Annotated in this window: 8 protein-coding genes and 3 tRNA genes; 7 read left to right on the plus strand and 4 right to left on the minus strand. The window is 54.0% G+C overall.

The window, feature by feature from the left end; all coding sequences use genetic code 11:
• Positions 1 to 52: 52 nt before the first annotated feature.
• The 3 genes from mscM to rsgA form a co-directional block, all read right to left on the minus strand.
• Positions 53 to 3,400 (minus strand): miniconductance mechanosensitive channel MscM, encoded by a 3,348-nt coding sequence (gene mscM, locus JOE25_RS08865; RefSeq protein ID WP_209634271.1) that lies wholly within the window; start codon positions 3,398 to 3,400, stop codon positions 53 to 55.
• 13 nt (positions 3,401 to 3,413) lie between these two features.
• Positions 3,414 to 4,310 carry an archaetidylserine decarboxylase gene (asd, locus tag JOE25_RS08870; RefSeq protein ID WP_209634273.1) on the minus strand — a complete coding sequence of 299 codons (897 nt, stop codon included), beginning with the start codon at positions 4,308 to 4,310 and terminating at the stop codon, positions 3,414 to 3,416.
• A 76-nt stretch (positions 4,311 to 4,386) separates the two neighbouring features.
• The gene (gene rsgA / locus JOE25_RS08875) at positions 4,387 to 5,436 is read right to left on the minus strand and encodes a small ribosomal subunit biogenesis GTPase RsgA (RefSeq protein ID WP_209634275.1); all 1,050 of its coding nucleotides are present in this window, start codon (positions 5,434 to 5,436) and stop codon (positions 4,387 to 4,389) included.
• A 183-nt stretch (positions 5,437 to 5,619) separates the two neighbouring features.
• Between rsgA and orn the strand changes: the two genes are divergently transcribed.
• The 5 genes from orn to JOE25_RS08900 all read left to right on the plus strand — a co-directional run bounded on the left by orn (position 5,620) and on the right by JOE25_RS08900 (position 11,041).
• A complete protein-coding gene (orn, locus tag JOE25_RS08880; protein WP_061807516.1) occupies positions 5,620 to 6,165 on the plus strand; it encodes an oligoribonuclease in 546 nt (181 codons plus the stop codon).
• Between the two features lie 201 nt (positions 6,166 to 6,366).
• Positions 6,367 to 6,442 (plus strand) — tRNA-Gly (locus JOE25_RS08885).
• 740 nt (positions 6,443 to 7,182) lie between these two features.
• A complete protein-coding gene (locus tag JOE25_RS08890) occupies positions 7,183 to 10,518 on the plus strand; it encodes an autotransporter outer membrane beta-barrel domain-containing protein (RefSeq protein WP_245209809.1) in 3,336 nt (1,111 codons plus the stop codon).
• Between the two features lie 317 nt (positions 10,519 to 10,835).
• Positions 10,836 to 10,911, plus strand: a tRNA-Gly gene (locus JOE25_RS08895).
• A gap of 54 nt (positions 10,912 to 10,965) precedes the next feature.
• A tRNA-Gly gene (locus JOE25_RS08900) sits at positions 10,966 to 11,041 on the plus strand.
• A gap of 298 nt (positions 11,042 to 11,339) precedes the next feature.
• Here the strand turns inward: JOE25_RS08900 and queG are convergent.
• Positions 11,340 to 12,479 (minus strand): tRNA epoxyqueuosine(34) reductase QueG, encoded by a 1,140-nt coding sequence (queG, locus tag JOE25_RS08905; RefSeq protein ID WP_209634279.1) that lies wholly within the window; start codon positions 12,477 to 12,479, stop codon positions 11,340 to 11,342.
• Between queG and nnr the strand changes: the two genes are divergently transcribed.
• Together nnr and tsaE are read left to right on the plus strand one after the other, a co-directional pair.
• The gene (gene nnr / locus JOE25_RS08910) at positions 12,478 to 13,989 is read left to right on the plus strand and encodes a bifunctional ADP-dependent NAD(P)H-hydrate dehydratase/NAD(P)H-hydrate epimerase (RefSeq protein ID WP_209634280.1); all 1,512 of its coding nucleotides are present in this window, start codon (positions 12,478 to 12,480) and stop codon (positions 13,987 to 13,989) included. The genes queG and nnr overlap by 2 nt on opposite strands.
• A gap of 13 nt (positions 13,990 to 14,002) precedes the next feature.
• Positions 14,003 to 14,473 carry a tRNA (adenosine(37)-N6)-threonylcarbamoyltransferase complex ATPase subunit type 1 TsaE gene (gene tsaE / locus JOE25_RS08915; RefSeq protein ID WP_037426487.1) on the plus strand — a complete coding sequence of 157 codons (471 nt, stop codon included), beginning with the start codon at positions 14,003 to 14,005 and terminating at the stop codon, positions 14,471 to 14,473.
• Positions 14,474 to 14,476 lie beyond the last annotated feature (3 nt).

Genomic DNA, 14,476 nt, shown 5'->3' on the forward strand with positions numbered 1-14,476 from the left:
ATAAAAGGGTTCGGTGTTGCATTGCACGCCGAACCCTTTTTGCATGCTGAGGTTACAAACTGCCCGATTCGCGTTTGGTGTTAGGCGCCGGCGTGGAAGGCGGCGTGCGACCGTTGCTGGTCAAGCGGGATAGCGTTTCGCTGCGCACCTGGAACGGCGGGTATGGCAGCGTAATGCCATGCTCGCGGTAACCGGACAGGATCAACTGATGGATCTCGTGACGCAGCGGCATGCGGTGGCCCATTTCTGCGGCATAGATACGCAGTTCAAAGATCTGGATGCCTTGCTGTAGATCGACCAGATAGACTTCAGGCGCCGGGTTATCCAGCACCAGTGAGCAGCGCTCTGCGGCGTTGGTCAGGATCTTGGTCACTTCTTCACTGTTGGCATCCGCAGGTGCCGGCACGGTCAGTACCACACGGGTCAGGTTGTCCGACAGCGACCAGTTGATAAACTGTTCAGTGATGAATGCCTTGTTAGGCACGATGATCTCTTTGCGATCCCAATCTGAAATTGTCGTGGCACGGGTGTTAATCTTGGTCACGCTGCCGGTCAGATTGCGGATCGTCACGGTATCGCCGATGCGGATCGGTTTCTCGAACAAAATGATCAGGCCGGAGATAAAGTTAGAGAAGATCTCCTGCATACCAAAGCCCAACCCCACGCTGAGCGCAGTCACTACCCATTGCAGTTTCGACCACTCGATGCCGATCCAGGCAAAGCTGAGCAATGCGCCGAAAAGCAGCAGCAGATACTTGGTGATGGTGGTGATGGCATAGCCAGTGCCCGGTGCCAGATCCAGGTGTTGAAGCACTGCCAGTTCCAACAGCGCTGGCAGGTTACGCACCAGTTGCATGGTGACGATCAGCACCAGAATGGCGATCAATACCGCACCAAGGGTGATTGGATGCGCGGTATCCACCCCATTGACCGTCGAGCTGACGTTCCACAGGGTGATGTTTTCCAGGAAGCTAAAGGCGGAATGGATTTCTGACCACAGGACGATCACTGACACCAGCGCGATCATTGTCAGGATCGAACGCACCAACCGTAGGGATTGGGCACTGATGGTGTCCAGATCGATCTCCGAGTCATCCAGATCCATCGAACCTTCGGTGCTGTTGGGGGCGTGTGAGGTTTCCTCTTCACCACGCGCACGCTGGGCCAGGATATCGGCACGGCGCTGCTTGGCGCGGTCGAAGGCGATACGGCGGCGCTGGATAAGCATCCACCGGCGAATAATATGGTAGATCACTAGCAGGAAGAACCAGATTGCGACGGAGGTTTCCAATCGTGCCAGCAGCGCCTGCGACGTGGTCAGGTACCCGACGGCGGAGGCGAGCGCCGCCAACACCGGTGCTGACAACAGCAGCCCCCAGAGTGCGGTGTTGATGATGTTCTCACCGGAGCCTTTCTTGTCCAGATACAGCGGAATGCCGGCACGTTTCAGGCTGTTGGTGACGATAGCCAGCGCTAAACACAGCAGGATAAAGCACAGCCGGCCAAGGGTATTGGCAAATTCGCGTTCTTTCAGGCTGTCGAAGGTGATCAGGGCCATGATCAGCGGCACGATCAGCCAGATCGACATTTTGTAGTAGCGCATGGCGCGTGAAACTTGCTTCGCCGGCCAGCGGAAATGCACGATGAATAGCCCTTGCGGGTGGGCAAACGCGGCGCAAATCATACATACCCAGAGGATTGGCAGTGTGGCCGTCACCCCTTTGCCGATCGCTTCTGCGACCGGATAATTCCAGGCGCTTTGCAGGCCAAACCCGAGTGCTGCCCAGAGTACAGGTAGCGGCAGTGCAACCAGAATTGACCAGAATACGGTGCGTACGGTCAGGAAAAATTCGTCTTGGGTGACCTTACCAACTCGGCTGCTGGCCCGAGCCAGGAAGTCGTGGTAGTGCTTACGGGAACTGATGCTGAAAATGACCAGCAGCAGAGCGCCAAAGATGGGGATCAGTGTTTCGCGGCTGGTTACCATCATCATAAAGGCGCCGCCCAGCTGCGATAACGTATCCAGCGACAGCAAGAGCGTAAGATCGTGCGCCACGTTAATCGGGTAGGACAGGGTGATCGGATTAACATCCGGGACCCAGAACAGATAGCGGTGCGTGGCGTCCTTGATTTCGTTCAGCGCCTCGATCAACTGGGTATTTGCTACTTTAAGCTTGGTCAGTTCGAGGATTTGAGTGTCGCAGCCAGAAAGCAGTGAATTCAGGAGTTCACGTTGGGTACGCAATTGGGCGTCGACAATGCGTCGTTCCGCGCTGGTCAGTTCACTGCCGTCGTCACGTTTGAATTCTCGCTGAGGCAGCTTCTCCAACTGGCTTTCAAACTGCAGCCGTTGCACGCGCAGTTGGGCCATATCGCCATCGAGCTGCTGTGGCTTGGGCATTTCAGGTAGCGTTGCCACCTGAGCGCGCAGGGTTTCGCCGAGTGCCGACGAGGAACCGAGCCATTGCGCCTGTTCGATAATGGTGCTTAGTGCCTGACGCACCTGCAGCGTTTGGGCGGCGGCCCGTCGTTGTTGGGATGAGATCAGGTCCATACGCTGGGCCTGATTATTCAACGCGGCAGAAAGCTCGCGGTTAATCTGTAACTGCTGACTGACGCTTTTTGGCAGATCGCCATTTTGTTCGGCGAGTTGCTCTGTCTTTTCCAGCGCCAGCTCGGCTTCACGTTGCCGCTGTGCGTTGAGGTTATTGCGTAACGCCTGCAGTTGAACGTCAATCTTCTCATGGCGCTTTTTGTAGACTTCTGCGCGCATTCGCGCCAGCTCTTGACGGTTGTTGGCGGACAGTTGCGCCAGCTCGAGCTCGTCCACCTTGGCTTTGCGCGCCGCGGCCTCTGCCTGCAATAACGCCAGCGCTGCTTGCGCATGCGGGGTGGTTGGATTGGCGGGTTGAGCCTGCAGGCGGCGCTGTACTTCCGTCAACGCACGGCGTGCATCGGTCTGCTGCTGTGGCAATTGGCCCAGAGAGTCGCTGATCTCTCGCGTACGGTCCTGTTCTTGTTGAAGCAGGCGTGCCTGTTCCAGCAGCAGGCTGCTGGTCTGCAGTATTTGCTGCTCCAGATCGCTGGCCGGCAGATTATCGCCGTTTGGCAGGATTTTACTGTTTTCCAGCGTTAACTGACGGCGCAGTTCCTGCGTCATCTTGGGGAAGTCGTCAATTACGCGTTGGTACTGTTCAACGCGCGTTAACGACTCTTTCCGCTCTGACAACCAATTGAGGGCGCTTTGGAGTGCCTCTGTCGTTTCCGCCTGATTAGGCGCGCTTTTGTTGCCCTCGGCCTGCTTTAGCTCTTGTTTAATCTGAGCTTCAGTGGGCACCGTAGCGGCCAGCACCGGTTGAGACAGTAAACAACCGAGCAATAGCGTGATAATCAGGCGCACAGCGTCAATTCCTTTAGATCTGCGGTGATTCAGCGGCGACAGGCGCGGCTGGTATTTCTGCGTAGGCTTCACCCATGCGGGTCACGGTGCCGTTATTCAGCTGCGGAGCAAACGCTACGCTGCCTGGTGTAAACAGATTGATGACGGTAGAGCCGAGCTTGAAACGGCCCATTTCTTCGCCTTTTTCCAAGGCGATGGCACCTTCTGCGCCCTCTTCGGGATAGGTCCAGCGCTTGATCACGCCTTCGCGTGGTGGCGTTACCGTACCAGCCCACACCGTTTCGATACTGCCAACGATAGTGGCACCGACCAGAATCTGCACCATTGGCCCGATGGCGGTATCAAATACGCAGATGACACGCTCGTTGCGTGCGAACAGGTTCGGCACGTTGGCGGCGGTGAGTGGGTTGACGGAAAACAGGTCGCCCGGGACGTAAATCATTTCGCGCAATACGCCAGCGCAAGGCATATGCACGCGGTGATAATCACGCGGGGCCAGGTAAGTGGTGGCAAACAAGCCGTTGCGGAATGGCTCCGCCAGCATATAGTTACCGGCAAGCAGCGCTTCCAGACTGTAGTAATGACCTTTAGCCTGGAAAATTTGATCGTCGTTGATCGGGCCGAGCTGGCTTATCGCACCATCGGCAGGCAGCGCCAACCAGTGGGCGTCGTCGATGATCGGACGCGCACCGTCACGCAGCGGTCGCACAAAGAAATCGTTAAAAGTGGCATAAGAAGCCAGGTCAGGATTTTTTGCTTCCTGCATGTCCACGCGGTAATAGCGGGCGAACGCCTTCAGTACAAGCTGGGTTAGCCAGCCCGCGTTTTTATCCGCACCCCAGCCAGCCAGGCGGGTCAGTGCCAGCTTTGGCAACCAATACTGCAATTTAATTTTGATGCTATCCAGCACGTTAACCTCGTAAATCGGGGTAAAAGGGCGCGCATTGTAACTGTGGCTCCGCCACAGTCAACGCCGCCCGGTATGATCAGTCTGCGGCATCAGTAAAGTTCTTGCGAACCTTCACTTGCGCCATGCTTTCCAGAATACGGTGGTAGTTGTCAAAACGTTCTTTCGCGATGTCGCCTTTCTCCATTGCGGCACGGATCGCGCAGCCTGGATCGGTATCGTGGCGGCAATCACGGAATTTGCAACCGCCTAAATAATTACGGAATTCGACAAAACCTTGGGTGATTTGTTCCGGTTCCAGGTGCCACAGGCCAAACTCGCGCACCCCTGGGGAGTCAATCACGTCGCCGCCGTGCTGGAAATGATACAGCCGTGCAGCGGTAGTGGTATGTTGCCCGAGGCCAGAGACATCGGAAACCTGATTTACCAGAATTTGCTCTTTGGACGCGGGAAGCAGAGCGTTCAGCAGGCTGGACTTGCCGACCCCTGACTGGCCCGCAAAGATGCTGATGCGCCCAACCAGCGCTTGTTCAAACGCTTCCATGCCTTCGCGCGTCTGGCTGGAGACTTCCAATACCCGATAGCCAATCTTGCGATAGGTATCCATCATACCGTCGACCCGTTTACGCGCTTCGGCGTCTAACAGATCAATCTTGTTCAGGACGATCAGTGGCTCAACTTCCAGCGTTTCACAGGCGACCAGGTAACGGTCGATGATGTTTAGCGAAAGTTCGGGTAAGATCGCCGAAACAATAACGATTTGGTTGATATTAGCGGCGATCGGCTTCACGCCGTCATAGAAGTCTGGGCGTGTCAGTACCGAGGTGCGTTCGTATACCGCCTCGACAATCCCTTTGACCCCTTCATGGGTGCCAACACCGGGACGCCATACCACACGATCGCCGGTGACCAGTGAACGCAACGTACGGCGGATATTACAGCGATGCTGGGTACCGTCCGCTGCTTCAACGTCAGCATGCATGCCAAAACGGCTGATTACGATGCCGTCCTGCGGCTCGCCCAGTTGGGAATCATCCAGTTCCGGTTTGTTATCGGTGCGCTTCAGGCGACGTTGATGGTTCGCCTGCACGCGGCGTTCTTGACCTTTGGACAGTTTGTTCTTGCTCACTGCGCCTCACTTGAATCCGCTTTATCGCTCATGGCGACCAAAAAGACTATGATACACGCTATTTTATATTAAATAACCGTTGTTAGCCGCCACGCGCAGCGTACCTCTGCCAGCAAACAGCCAGCGTCGGTCGCCGCCTTGTCCACAGTTTGTTTATCTTTTGGCTTTTACGCAGGAAATATCATGACAGGAAACGAAAATAACCTGATTTGGATCGATCTGGAAATGACTGGGTTGGATCCTGAACGCGATCGCATTATCGAGATCGCCACATTGGTCACTGACGCCAATTTGAACATCCTTGCAGAAGGTCCGGTAATCGCCGTACATCAATCAGATGAACAACTGGGGCTTATGGATGACTGGAACGTGCGCACGCATACCGGCAGTGGGCTGGTGGAGCGTGTGAAGGCCAGCCAGTTCGACGACCATGCCGCTGAACTGGCTACCATTGCCTTTTTGCAGCAGTGGGTTCCTGCCGGTAAATCACCGATTTGTGGCAACAGTGTTGGTCAGGACCGTCGCTTCCTGTTCCGTTATATGCCAGAGCTGGAAGCCTACTTCCATTACCGCTATCTGGATGTCAGTACGCTAAAAGAGTTGGCTCGTCGTTGGAAGCCGGAAATCCTGAGCGGTTTTAAAAAGCAGGGGACGCATCAGGCAATGGATGACATCCGTGAGTCGGTGGGCGAGTTGGCCTATTACCGTGAGCATTTCATTCAGTTGTAATGGATGTGGGGCCCTCGACAGGGCCGTATTCCAAAAGTGCTCGGCTGCGCCGCTTAATTGTTCAATCAGCCGATTTAATCAGCAATCAAACAAAAATCGTGTTTTTTTGCTTTTAGGGGCTTGCGGCCAAAAGGATTTCTCGTATAATGCGCACCCCGTACCGATGAAGAATTTCGTTTAGTTCCGACATCGATACGCCGGGCGGGAATAGCTCAGTTGGTAGAGCACGACCTTGCCAAGGTCGGGGTCGCGAGTTCGAGTCTCGTTTCCCGCTCCAAAATTATACGCTGCAGAGCATTCTGCAGATGACGAAGAAAGGGGCTTTTGCCCCTTTTTTTGTTTTTGTATTTTCTGACCACGCGTTTTCCTGGTCAATGCAAGTGGGCCACTCCTTGCTCCCAATATTTGTATTCCCCAAAGCCCCCCTGCTTCAACGTCATACTCACCCGATCTCTGTTTCGACAGAATGGGGTGTGCTTTCTCATTTAGGCCCAATTAATAAGAAATTAATATACTAAAATTACAATATATAAATAATTTTTATTATTTATATTCAATGTGTTGAAGGTTTTTCTGAATTTTCATTTTTTTGGAAACTTTAATTTCTTTAAGTTAAATGCCGTGTGTTATTTTTAGTGCGAATAATGCAGGCAATAGGGTATCGGTAAATATGTGCACGTAGATATTGCCGGGCCTCCGCCAATGTACCAGGGGATTGCATGCCCAACCCAGGCTTCGTAGGCGCCAGGCACACGGAGCGTCATGAAATGGATTTTGTCGGACGACTTTTTGGCCCGATGTGCAGCAAGTATATTGTTTTTGAATTGCTGCCAGCGGCCATAAAGGCTGGAGCAAATTATAATGAATCACGTATTTCGTATCGTATTTAATTCAGCTTTGCGGGTATATCAAGCCGTATCTGAATTGACTTCAGGACTTAGCAAAAACGTAACTGCGGGGGTTACACCTGCTTTACATCGGCCCTATAAACGGGCTCCTTTCCGTTACAGTGCCGTTATGCTGGCGCTGTTCAGTTCTGGATCCAGCTTTGCGGAAGAATACGGGCAAATTGTCGTGGATGATCCCAGTGGCAACACCCAAATTATTCTGGCGCCTGGCGATAGGGTGAATCACATTGGCAGGGGGCCCGCCATTTTGGTCTCCCAGGTCGGTAATAGCTTCACTGGCGAGGATATCTCCATTCGTGCAGACGGCACGGACACTGGCGACACGCCAGCCGTGCTGACGCGGTACGGCGGTGTTGTGTTCTTGAGCAACAGTACCGTTGAGACCATTGGTACAGGTTCTAAAACCCATGCACTGTACGCGAGAGATACAGGTAGCAGCATTGCCGGTACCGGGGTGACGCTTTCTACAGAAGGGACAAGCTCGCATGGCGCGATGGCTCAGGCGGGCGGGAAAATCATACTGAATGGTGGGACTATCACTACGGCGGGTACCAACAGTGATGGTCTGCATGCGAAAGACGCAAAAGCCAGCATTACTGCAAAAAACGTGACCATCATGGCTGCGGGAAAAGGGGCATTTGCCGGGCCAGGGGCTTCTATTCGGCTAGATAATTCAACAATAACCGTTAAAGGTAGCGCTAACGCCGCTGTATATGCAGAGGGCACAAACGCGTTGATAACCTTAAAGGACACGGATGTGCTTTCTGTCAATGGGCCTGCAGTGATCGTGCGAAGTGGTGCCTTTGACATGAATGGCGGCACGCTAACCGCCAAAGGCGATGCGATCCGGCTGATGTCTCTTTATAACGGAACCTCGCCTGTGGTTTATCTTCGCAATGCCAAATTGGTTGCGGGAGGAGAGTTCAGTTATGGCCTCAATATCAATTCGCAAAATGCGCGCGTTGTCATGGAGAACGTGCAAATCAGAGCACCAGACCCTTATACCTCCGGTGCGTGGCTGCCCTCTGCGGGCACTAGCCTGACGGCAAGTCGCTTCGATATTCGCACCCTCTATGTCGGCATAGATAACCGTGCAGGAAAGGTCTTGTTGGATGAGGGTATCTTGGCGACAGAGGGCAACAGCGGTCATGCGCTTTATGTCGCGGCTGAAGCCAAGAATCAGGCAGCAACCACGGCCAAAAATGTAAAAATTGAGACGTCTGGCTCCGGTGCTGTGGGGGCCTTGGCGCGCTTTGCCGGATCGACAATCGGTCTTGAAGATGTGGTTATCAATACCTACGGTGACAATTCCCATGCTCTTTACGCCACCGGAAGCGGTGCGACTCTTACAGCACTTAATTCAGCAATAACCACGTCGGGTGCGTCTGCCGCTGGCTTGTTTATCAGCAACAGCCCAACGGTCAGTCTGAATAATGTCCAATTAACGTCGACGGGGGCGAAATCACAGGGTATTTGGAGCTACGCGACTTCCGCTGACTTCAGCAATGAAGTCTCTGTTACAAACGGCTCGCGGATCGATACGCAGGATGGTGTCGGTTTGTTTGCTAACGGAGGCAACCATCGGTTTATCCTGGATAGCACCAACGTCACGGCAAGAACTGAAGGGGCCGAAGAACAGGGCATATTGCTGTATTCAAAATCGGCTAACATTACCTCCGGTGGGGTAGTGAAAGAGATTGAAACAGGCTCGATTCTGTTGGACGCGAAGAATAGCCAACTGACGGGCGATATTCTGATAGATAGCGGTTCCGCAAACCTTTTATTGGCCAAGGGTTCCCAGTTGGTAGGGGCCGTGAACCAACGTGAGAAAGGCTTGGTCAACCGTTTTGCGCTGGATAATGACAGCTATTGGTATGTGCGAAATAGCTCATTGCTGGGGGCGTTAGAAAATGACGGCACCGTTGCCTTCCTGGCCCCAACGGACAACAGCGGTTTTAAAACGGTGACAGTTAACCACTACCGGGGAAATGGGACCCTAGTGTTAAATACGCGGCTCGGTGATGATAATTCGCTGACAGATCGCCTGGTCATTGATGGCGGAACGGCTGAAGGTAAAACCGCGTTGCGCGTTATCAACGCTGGTGGCACCGGCGGGTATACCCAGCGTGGAATTCGCCTGGTAGAAACACTTAACGGCGGTACAACGGGTGTGGATGCCTTTAGACTTGATGCAGCCTCAACGGGCTATCGCGCGGGAACGGCCACTCTGGCCCTCAATGGTTACGATTACAGTCTGGTTCGCGGTGGGAATCAGGGTGTGCCGGATGACTGGTACCTGACCTCGACTTATACGCCGCCCGTTGAACCCCCGGTAATCCCCCCAACGGTGGAGCCACCGGTAGTCCCCCCTACGGTAGAGCCGCCTGTGACACCCCCAACGGTTGAACCTCCGGTCATACAGCCGCCGACAGTAGTGCCACCAGAGGAAATTGTGCTGCCCCCGGTGGCCCCAAGCGTGAGTAATGTTTCGCCGGAAAGTGGCGCTTACATCGGCAACCAACTCGCTGGAACCAGACTGTTTATTCATAACCTGCGCGATCGTCTGCCTATTTCCGCAGAAGGGAATAGTGTGCCAGACGAACGTGGGCTATGGCTTCGTACTCAGGGCCGACATGATAAAGGGATGAGTATGTCGGAGGGGCGGGTCGATATGAAATCAGACAGTACTCTCCTGCAACTGGGTGGGGACGTGCTTCAGATCTCGGTGCTGAACAAGGGTACGGCCCACGTGGGAATCATGAGTGGGTACGGTACAGCGCGAACGGATTCGGTTTCCACTCTTGTATTGCCAGGCAAAGGCACCCGTGCACAGGCGAAAGCAAAAGGGAAAATGTCGGGGTATGCGGTAGGGATGTATGCCACCGTTTTTGAAAACGAAGCAACGCGTCAAGGGGGGTATGCCGACGCCTGGTTGCAATATGGCCGCTATGCTAACCACATTGGCAGCGAACTTGGGAGGGCCGATTATCATTCGAATGTGTGGTCTGCCTCGTTGGAAGCGGGTTATGCGATGACGTCATTCGCCGCCGGCTCGGCCTTGGAGGGGCTGGTGATGGAACCAAATGCCCAGTTTGTCTACAGTGATTACCGTGCCTCGGATGCGGTGCTGCAAGGTACGCGCATGAGGAGTCATGTGAATAATCCCTGGTTTGCACGTACCGGTTTACGCATTTACCCGCAGCGTGAAACGGGCATTCGGCCGTTTTTGGAAACCAACCTACTGCATTATGGTGAAAAGGCATCTGTGCAGATGGGAAGCTCCGTGTTGGATGCCTCATTGGCACGCAGCATGCTAGAGATGAAGCTTGGTGCCGCAGGGGACGTTGGGCAGAAGCTTCAAGTTTCTGGGCATGTGTTTGGGCAAGCGGGTAACAACGGTCAGCAGGGATATGGCGGGATGCTGAACGCACGTTATCATTTTTAGCTAAGATGAGAATGATCGTGCCAGCCTGGCACGATCATTCTGCCGTTCCAGCAGATGTTGAGAAATTGTCAGCTTGTGGTACCTTCGATTGCAAATTGAGCAAACGCCCTCTAATTTGCATTTTTTCGCTATGTGGGGGGTTGCCAAGGCGCGATGACTAGTCCATAATGCAGTCCATTGATTGAGTGTCGCCAAAAAAGCCCATAAAAATCAATAAGATAGGGATAAATAATGCAATTTATCTCCTATTATCTATTCAACAATGCTGCGTAAGCGGTGTGATGAATAAAAAGAGTATTAAGCAGTACCCATGCGACGCGGGAATAGCTCAGTTGGTAGAGCACGACCTTGCCAAGGTCGGGGTCGCGAGTTCGAGTCTCGTTTCCCGCTCCAAAAAATTCAAAGGCCATGTTTTGTTTGATGGCCGGATGCACAAAGCATCTCAATGCGGGAATAGCTCAGTTGGTAGAGCACGACCTTGCCAAGGTCGGGGTCGCGAGTTCGAGTCTCGTTTCCCGCTCCAATTTTCTCTTCGGTTTATCTCAGTTCAACGCCTTTGCTGGCGCGGTTCTTTGCCTCGTTATACATATCCTGTCGAAATGTTGTGAACAGACTTATCCACAGGTAGCGTACATAATACCCTCAGTTCAAAAAATCAACGCCACACAAATGAAATATTTATCTGATTGATTCGTAAGTATATTTATTTATCGGAAAACGTTATGCCGATCACTTGCTCTTTTTGTTGCAGTTGAAAGACAAAGCATTTTTATTTTTATACACAAATCCACAGAGTGACTCTCTGGTAAGCATGGAAGCTTTTAAGCATCCCTCGGTAATCCTTTTTCCACAGCACGTACCAATCGTTTTTTCTGCGTTGTTTGCACGTCTACACCTTGCGCCTCACGTCGTGCCAATTGTTGTTCAATCGCCCAATGGATATGTTCGTCTAGCATGGCGTCCTGTTCTAAGCGGGAACGTAATGCCATCACGACGGTATCCTGATAAGGGGCATTGCCCAGCGCGACGGCGATATTACGCAGCCAGCGCAAATGGCCGATTCGCCGAATGGCGGAACCTTCGGTGATGCGCAGGAATTTTTCTTCCGTCCAACCAAACAGATCGATAAGTTGTGGTGCATGCAGGGCCGCGCGTGGGCTGAAATCATCTTCGTCGGTGAGTTGCGAGAAGCGGTTCCAGGGGCAAATTAGCTGGCAATCGTCACAGCCGTAAATGCGGTTGCCCAATAATGGACGGAATTCTTCCGGAATAGCCCCTTCCAGTTCGATAGTCAGGTAGGAGATACAGCGCCGTGCATCGACGGTATAAGGGGCGACGATGGCCCCCGTTGGGCAAGTGGTGATGCAGGCAACGCAACGGCCACATTGCTCCTGCTGTGGTTCATCCACCGGTAACGGCAAGTCGATAAGCAGTTCACCGAGAAAAAACCAGGAGCCTGCCTCGCGATTCAAAATAAGTGAGTGTTTACCAACCCAGCCAATCCCGGCCTTGGAGGCCAGGGCGCGTTCCATTACCGGTGCGGAATCGACAAAGGGGCGGAAATTAAGTTCACCGCAATAGGCCTGGATCTGATCGCCGAGCTTTTTGAGCCGTTGGCGCAGGAGTTTGTGGTAGTCACGGCCCAGCGCATAGCGGCTGATGTAACCCAGGTTAGGATTTTGGAGTGTGCTGGCAAAGGCCGCTTTGGCTGGCAGGTAGTTCATGCGTACGCTGATCACCCGCAATGTCCCCGGCAGTAGCTCATGAGGGCGGGCGCGTAACATGCCATGCCGCGCCATCCATTCCATTTCACCGTGGTATTGCTTGTCCAGCCATGCCTGCAATTTGGGTTCTTCGGCGCTGAGATCGGTGTCGCAGATGCCTACCTGCTGGAATCCTAGCGATTGCCCCCATTGCTTGATATGTTGGGCGAGTTGATTGAGATCGAGGGGGTGAGTCATGACGGGCCACAGTGAAAAACAATACTCTGACAGTTTATCACACTCTGTCTGGTCTGCGGACTGGATCCGGCGCTCGGAAGCGAGTGCTGCTGCTTCGCTGGGTATCTCACTCTATCAACTCATGCAGCGCGCTGGTGAAGCGGCTTACGCTCTGGCGTGCGACCAATACCCGGCTGCCCACCATTGGCTGGTGCTGTGTGGCCATGGTAATAACGGTGGTGACGGCTATGTTGTCGCTCGGCTGGCAGCGGCAACTGGCGTCAAGGTTAGCCTGATCGCCTGTGAGGGGACGCGTCCATTACCGCCGGAAGCCGATGCAGCCAGGCAAGCCTGGCTGGCCGCCGGCGGTGAAATCCATCCGGCTGACGCCCAGTGGCCAGCAGGCATTGATCTGATTATCGATGGTTTGCTCGGTACGGGGTTGAGCACTGCACCGCGGGCGCCGTACGACGCTCTGATTGAAGCCGCTAACCGCAGTCTTGCGCCGGTTATCGCACTCGATATTCCTTCAGGCCTGTTGGCCGAAAGCGGTGCTGCGCCCGGTGCGGTCATCCGCGCGATGCACACGATGGCTTTTATTGCCCTCAAACCTGGCTTGTTGACAGGCCAGGCACGTGATTGGGTCGGGCAACTTCACCAGAGTACGCTAGGATTATCTGGTTGGTTGGCGAAGCAACCGGCACAGATTCAGCGGCTTACTGACAAATCGTTGCCTCAGTGGTTAAAACCACGCCGCCCCTGCACGCATAAAGGTGAACAGGGGCGTCTGTTGGTGGTAGGAGGCGATCAGGGTTTTGGTGGCGCAATACGTATGGCGTCAGAGGCGGCGTTACGCAGCGGCGCGGGATTGGTGCGAGTGCTTACTCACATAGAGCATGTCGGCCCCTTGTTGACCGCCAGGCCGGAGCTGATGGTACAGCCGTTGAAGGACGATACGCTGCAGCAGGCGCTCGATTGGGCAGACGCACTGGTCGTGGGGCCAGGGTTGGGCCAGGGAGAATGGGCTAGGAATGCGCTGAAAGTATTGCAAGCCAGTGATAAACCGGCGTTATGGGACGCGGATGCGTTGAACTTGCTGGCATTAAATCCCGAGAAGCGTCAGAATCGTGTAATGACCCCGCATCCTGGGGAGGCAGCACGTCTACTGGGGTGCCGTACCGCTGATATTGAGAGTGACCGCTTACTTGCAGTGCGCAATCTGGTTGCACGCTATGGCGGCGTTGCTGTGCTCAAAGGCGCGGGCACGCTGATCGCAGACGACCAGGGCCAGATGGCAATCACTGACGTCGGCAATGCTGGCATGGCCTCGGGTGGTATGGGGGATGTACTGTCAGGCATAATCGGCGGTTTGGTGGGGCAAAAGCTCTCGCTGTATGATGCTGCCTGTGCCGGGTGTGTGGTGCATGGCGCAGCCGCCGATCGCGTGGCGGCAAGACAAGGAATAAGGGGAATGCTGGCAAGCGATTTGCTGCCGGAAATTCCTTATTACGTTAATCCTGAGTTGGCATAATAGAAACTATCGAATGAAAGAACTCGTTTTACCTCTGTCGGATGAGGCATCGACTGTCGCATTGGGTGCCGCCTTGGCTAAGGCGTGCGATCGCGCCAGCGTAATTTATCTTTACGGTGACCTGGGCGCCGGTAAAACCACCTTCAGCCGTGGTTTCTTGCAGGCATTAGGCCATCAGGGCAATGTTAAAAGCCCAACCTACACGCTGGTGGAGCCTTATGCGCTGCAGCCATTAGCGGTATACCATTTTGATCTGTATCGCTTAGCCGATCCGGAAGAACTCGAATTTATGGGTATTCGCGATTATTTTGCGCAGGATGCCATTTGCCTGGTGGAATGGCCACAGCAGGGCACGGGCGTATTGCCAGAGCCAGATCTGGAGCTGCATCTCAGCTATCAGGATCAAGGCCGAGAGGCAAAAATTCAGGCGGTTTCCGCCTACGGCAGCCAGCTTTTAGACCGTATTCACGGGCCACAGGAATGACGC

The sequence above is a fragment of the Serratia sp. PL17 genome (assembly GCF_017832355.1).
In the GTDB taxonomy this organism is placed as follows: Bacteria; Pseudomonadota; Gammaproteobacteria; order Enterobacterales; family Enterobacteriaceae; genus Serratia.